Genomic DNA, 6,739 nt, shown 5'->3' on the forward strand with positions numbered 1-6,739 from the left:
CCGTCCCCTGCGCGCCGAGCCGGTCGGTGACGAACTCGAACGCGGTGTGGCGATAATAATCGAGCCCACGCACCAGCCGCGCGTCGCGCTCCCAGCGCACCCCGGCGGCGTCGAGCCCCGCGGTCACCGCGTCGAAGAAGGCGCGCGCCTCCTCCGTCAGATATGCGTCAATATCGGGCGCGCTGTCGGCGATCGGGCGGTCGCGCGGGTCCTTCGAGTCGAGGATGCGCAGCGGGTTCTTCTCGAGCCGCGTCAGGCTGTCCTCGCTCAGCTCGCCGCGATGCGCCTCGAAATGCGCCACCAGCGCGGCGCGCCACGCCTCGCGTGTCGCTGCGTCGCCGAGCGTATTGAGCTTGAGCGTCACCCCCTCCGCGATGCCGAGCTCGTGGAGCAATTGGTCGGCCAGCGTCAGCAGCTCGACATCAGCGGCGGGCTCGGGCGCGCCAAGGATCTCGGCGTCGATCTGGTGAAACTGGCGGTAGCGGCCCTTCTGCGGCCGCTCGTAGCGGAACACCGCCCCCGAGGTGACCAGCTTGAGCGGCGCATATTGCTGCCAGCCGTTGCTGATATAGGCGCGGGCGATCCCCGCGGTGAACTCGGGACGCAGCGTCAGCATGTCGCCGCCCTTGTCGGGGAAGGAGTACATCTCCTTGGAAACGACGTCGGTGGTCTCGCCGATCGAGCGCGCGAACACCTGAGTGTCCTCGAACACGGGGACCTCGACCCGCTCGAAGCAGTAGAGGCGGCGCACGCGGTCAAAGGCGTCGAGCACGCGCGCGAAGCGGCGCTGCTCGCCGCGGAAGATGTCCTGGGTGCCGCGGACACGGGCGGGTGGCTGGATACGGCTCATGATGGGTCGGCGTATCTAGGCGAGCGGCCGCGCGAGCGCTAGCCAATCGTCGCATGACCGACGACCCATCCAGCGATTCCGCCGCCCGCTCGCTCCCGCCGCGCTGGTGGGGCATCGGCCGCCGCCTCGCGCCGCCGCGCTTCGTGCTTTTCGTGCTGGTGTTCGCGGGCGCGCTGGCGCTCGCGATCCCGCATCTGGGCAAGGGCCGCGGGGTGATGGCGGCGTTCGACATCGCCGCCTTCACCTTCCTGGTCTCGCTGGTGCCGCTGTTTCGCCACGACACGCCCGCGCAGATGCGGCGCTCGTCCCGCAGCAACGACGCCAACCGCGCACTGCTGCTCGCGGTGACGGGCGCGGTGACGCTCGCGATCCTCGTCGCGGTCGAGTCCGAGCTGAAGGGCAATGAGAGCGGTGCGGGCAAGCTGCTGGTGATCGGCACGCTCGTGCTGGCGTGGCTGTTCTCGAACATGGTCTACGCGCTGCACTACGCGCATCTGTTCTACATGCCGGCCCAGGCGGGCGGCGACTCGAAGGGGATCGACTTTCCCGGGACGAGCGCGCCCGATTACTGGGACTTCCTCTATTTCAGCTACACGCTGGGGATGACCTTCCAGACCTCGGACGTGACGATCGCCGCAGCCCCGGTGCGCCGCGTGGTGCTGGGACAGTGCCTCGCCGGCTTCGTCTTCAACCTCGGCGTGATCGCTTTCAGCATCAACGTGTTGGGCTCCAGCTGAGCGGCACCGCGCGACGCGTGGTACCGCTACCGTTATCGCATTGACGGCGACGCCCTGACGTGGAAACATCACCTCAACAACCTGATGGGGTGGGAGAGGATATGCGCGTCACTTACGGACGCCGCGCGCCTGGAGCGCGCGCATGATCGATCGTCGCCAGGCACTTGCCGGCGTGGTCGCGGTTTTCGGCGCGAACCTGTTCGCCCCGCTCGCCCGTGCCACCGCCTACCAACCCAACCCGGTGATCAACACCGGCCCGCCCGCGCCGGTCTTCACCGCCGCGCAGCGCGCCACGGTCGCGGCGCTCAGCGAGCGCGTGCTGCCCACCACCGACACGCCCGGCGCGATCGCCGCGGGCGTCCCTGAATATATCGAGCATATGATGGGGGACTGGGCGGTCGACGACGATCGCGCCACGATCCTCGGCGGCCTCGCCGCGATCGACGCGCGCAGCATGGCGGATTATAAGGTCCTCGCCGCCAAGGCGACCGCGGCGCAGCAGGACGCGCTGCTGACGCTGGCGATGAACGACCAGCTGACCGGCGGCCTGCCCTTCTTCACCGCGTTCCGGCAGCTCGTTATCTCGGGCTATTACACCTCCGAGGTCGGGATCACGCAGGAGCGGCATTACCTGCCGGTCCCCGGCGACTATGACGGCGCTTATCCCTACGCGAAGGTCAAACGCATCTTCTCGTCCTGAGCCGCGCGGCGTCCAGCGCCGCCCCGGCCCATCCGACCCTCGATATCGCGGACTTGAACATCATGGCAGCAACAGATCGCTTCGACGCCATCGTCATCGGCTCCGGCGTCAGCGGCGGCTGGGCCGCCAAGGAGCTCACCGAGAAGGGACTGCGCGTCCTGATGGTCGACCGCGGCCGCATGGTCGAGCACGGCGAGGACTACCCGTTCGAGGGCAAGCCCGCTTATGAGGTGCCGGCGCGCGACAAGATGCCCGCCGCGCTCGCCAAGCGCGACTATTTCGCGCTCAACGGCTGGGTCTCGCCCGCCACCCAGCCCTTCTTCATCAACGACCGCCTCAACCCCTACGATTATGACGCGCCCAACAAGTTCAACTGGGTGCGCCCCTCCGTCGTCGGCGGCAAGTCGCTGACCTGGGGGCGCTGGAGCTTCCGCTGGAGCGACGCCGACTTTTCCGCCAACAAGCGCGAGGGCGTCGGCGTCGACTGGCCGATCCGCTACGAGGACGTCGCCCCCTGGTACGAATATGTCGAGAAATACATCGGCGTCTCGGGCGGTAAGGAGAATCTGCCCTACCTGCCCGACAGCGAGTTCATGCCGCCGTTCCCGATGAACGTCGCCGAGACGTGGTTGAAGGAGCGGCTGGAGCGCGAGTTCCCCGGACGCAAGCTGATCAACGCGCGGCTCAGCAACATCACCGAGGACAAGCCCGAGCAGAACCGCTCGCGCTGCCAGAAGCGCGCGCAGTGCAGCCACGGCTGCAGCTACGGCGCCTATTTCTCGACTCAGGCGGTGACCCTCCCCGCCGCGCGCGCGACAGGGCGGCTGACGCTGCGCTCGGACACCTGGGCGACCAACCTCGAATATGACCCGCAGCGCAAGCGAGTCACCGGCGTGCGGCTGGTCGACGCCAACACCGGCCGCGCCGAGGTGGTCAACGCACGGATGGTGTTCCTCTGCGCGTCGGCGATGAGTTCGATGCACGTGCTGCTCAACTCGCGCGCCGCGGACAGCGAGCGTAGCTGGTTCCACTCGAACGGCGCGCTCGGCAGCGGCGTGATGGACCATATCTTCCGCGTCGGGGTCTCGGGCGAGATCCCGGGCATGACCGACCTGATCGAATATGGCCGGCGGCCCGGCGGCGTCTATGTCCCGCGCTTCCGCAACCTCGTCGCCGAGGAGCTGCCGTTCAAGCGCGGCTACGGCTATCAGGGGCAGGCGTTCCGCCAGGCCGCCGCGCCCGAGGGCTTCGGCGCGGGGATGAAGCACGGCATGCGCGAATACGGGCCGTGGCGCTTCTCGATGGGCGCATTCGGCGAATGCCTGCCGTACGACGACAATCGCGTGATGCTCAACTTCGCCAAGAAGGATCGCTTCGGCACCCCGCTGCTGCGCTTCGACGTTACGTTCCGCGACAATGAGATCAAGATGATGGACGACGCGCTCGAGCAGGGTCAGCTGATGCTGCGCCAGGCCGGGCTGACCAACGTCACCGGCGGGCGCGGCAAGCACGTTCCCGGCGAAGCGATCCACGAGATGGGCGGCGCGCGCATGGGGCGCGATCCGGGTACGTCGGTGCTCAACGGCTTCAACCAGGCGCATGACGCGCCCAACCTGTTCGTCACCGACGGATCGCAGATGGCATCGGTGTCGTGCGTCAACCCGTCGCTCACCTTCATGGCGATGACCGCGCGCGCCGCGGACCATGCGGTCAAGCAGATGAAGGCGGGCATGATCTGATCGAGCAGGGGCGGCGCAGGTGCCGCCCCGCCTAGGGGCAAACGGTCACCCTGACTGACCTTTTTACGCGTCGGGGCTGGACGAGCGCGGCGCACGCTGGTTACGCCGGATGTGACAAAAAGCACATCAGGGGCGCCCGCCATGATCCGACGTTTCGCCGCAGCCGCGCTGCTGGCCTCCACCATCCTCGCCCCGCTCGGCGCCGCCGCGCAGGTGCCCGCGGGCAACAGCGCGCCGCAGCCGGTTCCGTTCGAGGACACGATCCCGGCGCCGCGCGACACGCCTTATGCCGGCACGATCCGTCTCAGCGTCGACGCCACCGACACGCAGCGCGGCATCATCAACGTCACCGAGACAATCCCAGTGGCGAAGGCAGGCCATCTCGTGCTGCTCTTTCCCAAATGGCTGCCCGGCGCGCACAGCCCTCGCGGCGAGATCGAGAAGCTCGCGGGCCTGATCGTCACCGCGAACGGCAAGCGGATCGAGTGGACGCGCGACCCGGTCGACGTCTTCGCCTTCCACCTCGACGTCCCCGCCGGGGCGCGCAGCGTCGAAGCGAAGTTCCAGTTCATCTCCGCCACCGCCGCCAACCAGGGCCGCATCGCGGTGACGCCGACGATGATTTCGCTCCAGCCCAACTCGGTGAGCCTCTATCCCGCGGGCTGGTTCACGCGGCAGATCCCGATCCAAATGACGGTCAAATACCCGGACGGCTGGACTGCGGCCGGGGCGCTCAAGGCCAAGGTGACCGGCTCGACCTATGCGTACGAGACCACGAACTACGAGGTGCTGGTCGACAGCCCGATCCTGGCCGGCCGCTACGGCAAGACCTGGCCGCTCTCGTCCAAGGTTAACCTCAACGTCTTTGCCGACGATCCCGCCGAGCTCGCCGCCACGCCCGAGCAGATCGCGGGGCACCAGCGGCTGGTCGACCAGGCGGTGAAGACCTTCGGCGCGCAGCATTACGATCACTACGAGTTCCTGCTCTCGATCACCGACCAGCTCGGCGGCATCGGGCTGGAGCATCATCGCTCGAGCGAGAACGGCGTGACGCCAGGCTATTTCACGAAGTGGGACGACGGTCCCGGCCGACGCAACCTGCTGCCGCACGAGTTCACGCACAGCTGGGACGGCAAGTTCCGCCGCGGCGCGGACCTGTGGACGCCCGACTTCCGCACCCCGATGCGCGACTCCTTGCTGTGGGTGTATGAGGGCCAGACGCAATTCTGGGGCTACGTCCTCCAGGCGCGCTCGGGGCTGGTGAGCAAGCAGGACACGCTCGACCAATATGCCGCGATCATGGCGCTGTATGACAGCCAGCCGGCGCGGCAGTGGCGCGACCTGGTCGACACCACCAACGATCCGATCATCTCGTCGCGCCGGCCGAAAGGCTGGACCAGCTGGCAGCGCAGCGAAGACTATTACAACGAGGGATTGCTCGTCTGGATGGACGTCGACTCGCTGCTGCGCGAGAAATCGGGCGGCGCCAAGTCGATCGACGATTTCGCGCGCGCCTTCTTCGGCGTGCGCGACGGCGACTGGGGCGAGCTCACCTACACCTTTGACGACGTCGCCAGGACGCTCAACGGCATCGTGCCGTGGGACTGGGCCGGCTACCTCCAGCGCCGCCTCACCGAGCATGCCGCGGGCGCGCCGATCGAGGGATTCGCACGCAACGGCTATCGTCTGACCTATAGTGAGACACCGACCGCCTCCTTCAAGGCGGCCGAGACGAGCGCGCGCAGCACCAACCTGACCTACTCGGGCGGGTTGTCGCTCGATGCGACGGGCAATCTCACCGGCGTCACCTGGGGCAGCGCCGCCTTCGACGCGGGGCTCACCGTGGGCGACCAGATCGTTGCGGTGAACGGCGATGCCTACTCGGCGGACAAGCTGAAGGCCGCGACCACTGCCGCCAAGACCAGCAAGGCGCCGATCCAGCTGATGGTTAAGGCCTCGGATAGATTCCGCAGTGCAGCGCTCGACTATCATGGCGGCCTGCGCTACCCGCGGTTGCAGAAGATCGGCACCGGCGACGGTGGCCTCGATCGTCTCCTGACGCCCCGCTGACCCGCGGGGCGTTGCCGCAAGTAAGGGGAAGCGCATGCGTATCGATCTCATTCCCGTCGGCAAGGATCCGCCCGACGATCTCAACGTCGTAATCGAGGTGCCCACCGGCGGCGAGCCGGTGAAGTATGAGTTCGACAAGGCGTCGGGCGCGCTGTTCGTCGATCGCATCCTCCACACGCCGATGCGCTACCCGGCCAATTACGGCTTCGTGCCGCACACGCTGTCACCCGACGGTGATCCGCTCGACGCGCTGGTCGTGGCGCGCTCGCCGTTCATTCCGGGCTGCGTCGTGCGCGCGCGCCCGATCGCGGTGCTTAACCTTGAGGACGAGGCCGGCGGCGACGAGAAACTGGTCTGCGTGCCGGTAGACTCGACCTTCCCTTACTACGCCAACGTCGGCGAGAAGGACGATCTGCCCGAGATCGTCTTCCAGCAGATCGAGCACTTCTTCACCCACTACAAGGATTTGGAGAAGTTGAAGTGGGTGCGCATCGGCACCTGGGGTGGCCGCGAGGAAGCGCGCCGCATCACGCTCGAGGCGATCGCGCGCTACAATGAGGCGAAGGCCGAGGGCGAGGAGCCGCACGACCACGACGTGCCCGGTCGGGGCTGAGCCGACGCGTCTTGCTAGGGAGCGGGCGTG

6 protein-coding genes are annotated in these 6,739 nt (G+C 67.6%); 5 read left to right on the forward strand and 1 reads right to left on the reverse strand.

The annotated features are described in order from the left end of the window. Positions 1-850, reverse strand: an 850-nt coding sequence (hisS, locus tag QBJ89_RS19890; protein WP_277982191.1) for a histidine--tRNA ligase, incomplete at its 3' end; no start/stop codon positions are given. Positions 851-903: 53 nt separating this feature from the next. Here hisS and QBJ89_RS19895 point away from each other — a divergent pair. From QBJ89_RS19895 to ppa, 5 genes are all read left to right on the forward strand, one after another. Beyond that, positions 904-1,587 (forward strand): DUF1345 domain-containing protein, encoded by a 684-nt coding sequence (locus QBJ89_RS19895; protein WP_277982192.1) that lies wholly within the window; start codon positions 904-906, stop codon positions 1,585-1,587. Between the two features lie 142 nt (positions 1,588-1,729). Next, complete coding sequence (locus QBJ89_RS19900) at positions 1,730-2,287, forward strand: gluconate 2-dehydrogenase subunit 3 family protein (protein WP_277982193.1); 558 nt, start codon at positions 1,730-1,732, stop codon at positions 2,285-2,287. Between the two features lie 62 nt (positions 2,288-2,349). Beyond that, entirely contained in the window at positions 2,350-4,026 is a 1,677-nt protein-coding gene (locus QBJ89_RS19905; RefSeq protein WP_277982194.1) for a GMC oxidoreductase, read from the forward strand. Positions 4,027-4,167: 141 nt separating this feature from the next. Then, on the forward strand, positions 4,168-6,096 hold the full coding sequence (locus tag QBJ89_RS19910) for a M61 family metallopeptidase (protein ID WP_277982195.1): 1,929 nt from the start codon (positions 4,168-4,170) through the stop codon (positions 6,094-6,096). Positions 6,097-6,130: 34 nt separating this feature from the next. Beyond that, on the forward strand, positions 6,131-6,709 hold the full coding sequence (ppa, locus tag QBJ89_RS19915; RefSeq protein WP_277982196.1) for an inorganic diphosphatase: 579 nt from the start codon (positions 6,131-6,133) through the stop codon (positions 6,707-6,709). The last annotated feature ends 30 nt before the right edge of the window (positions 6,710-6,739 follow it).

Source organism: Sphingomonas phyllosphaerae (assembly GCF_029623345.1).
In the GTDB taxonomy this organism is placed as follows: domain Bacteria; phylum Pseudomonadota; class Alphaproteobacteria; order Sphingomonadales; family Sphingomonadaceae; genus Sphingomonas; species Sphingomonas phyllosphaerae_C.

Coding starts and splice junctions, on each gene's coding strand:
- ppa (WP_277982196.1), top strand. CDS start 6,131: ATGCGTATCGATCTCATTCCCGTCGGCAAGGATCCGCCCGACGATCTC.
- QBJ89_RS19905 (WP_277982194.1), top strand. CDS start 2,350: ATGGCAGCAACAGATCGCTTCGACGCCATCGTCATCGGCTCCGGCGTC.
- QBJ89_RS19895 (WP_277982192.1), top strand. CDS start 904: ATGACCGACGACCCATCCAGCGATTCCGCCGCCCGCTCGCTCCCGCCG.
- QBJ89_RS19900 (WP_277982193.1), top strand. CDS start 1,730: ATGATCGATCGTCGCCAGGCACTTGCCGGCGTGGTCGCGGTTTTCGGC.
- QBJ89_RS19910 (WP_277982195.1), top strand. CDS start 4,168: ATGATCCGACGTTTCGCCGCAGCCGCGCTGCTGGCCTCCACCATCCTC.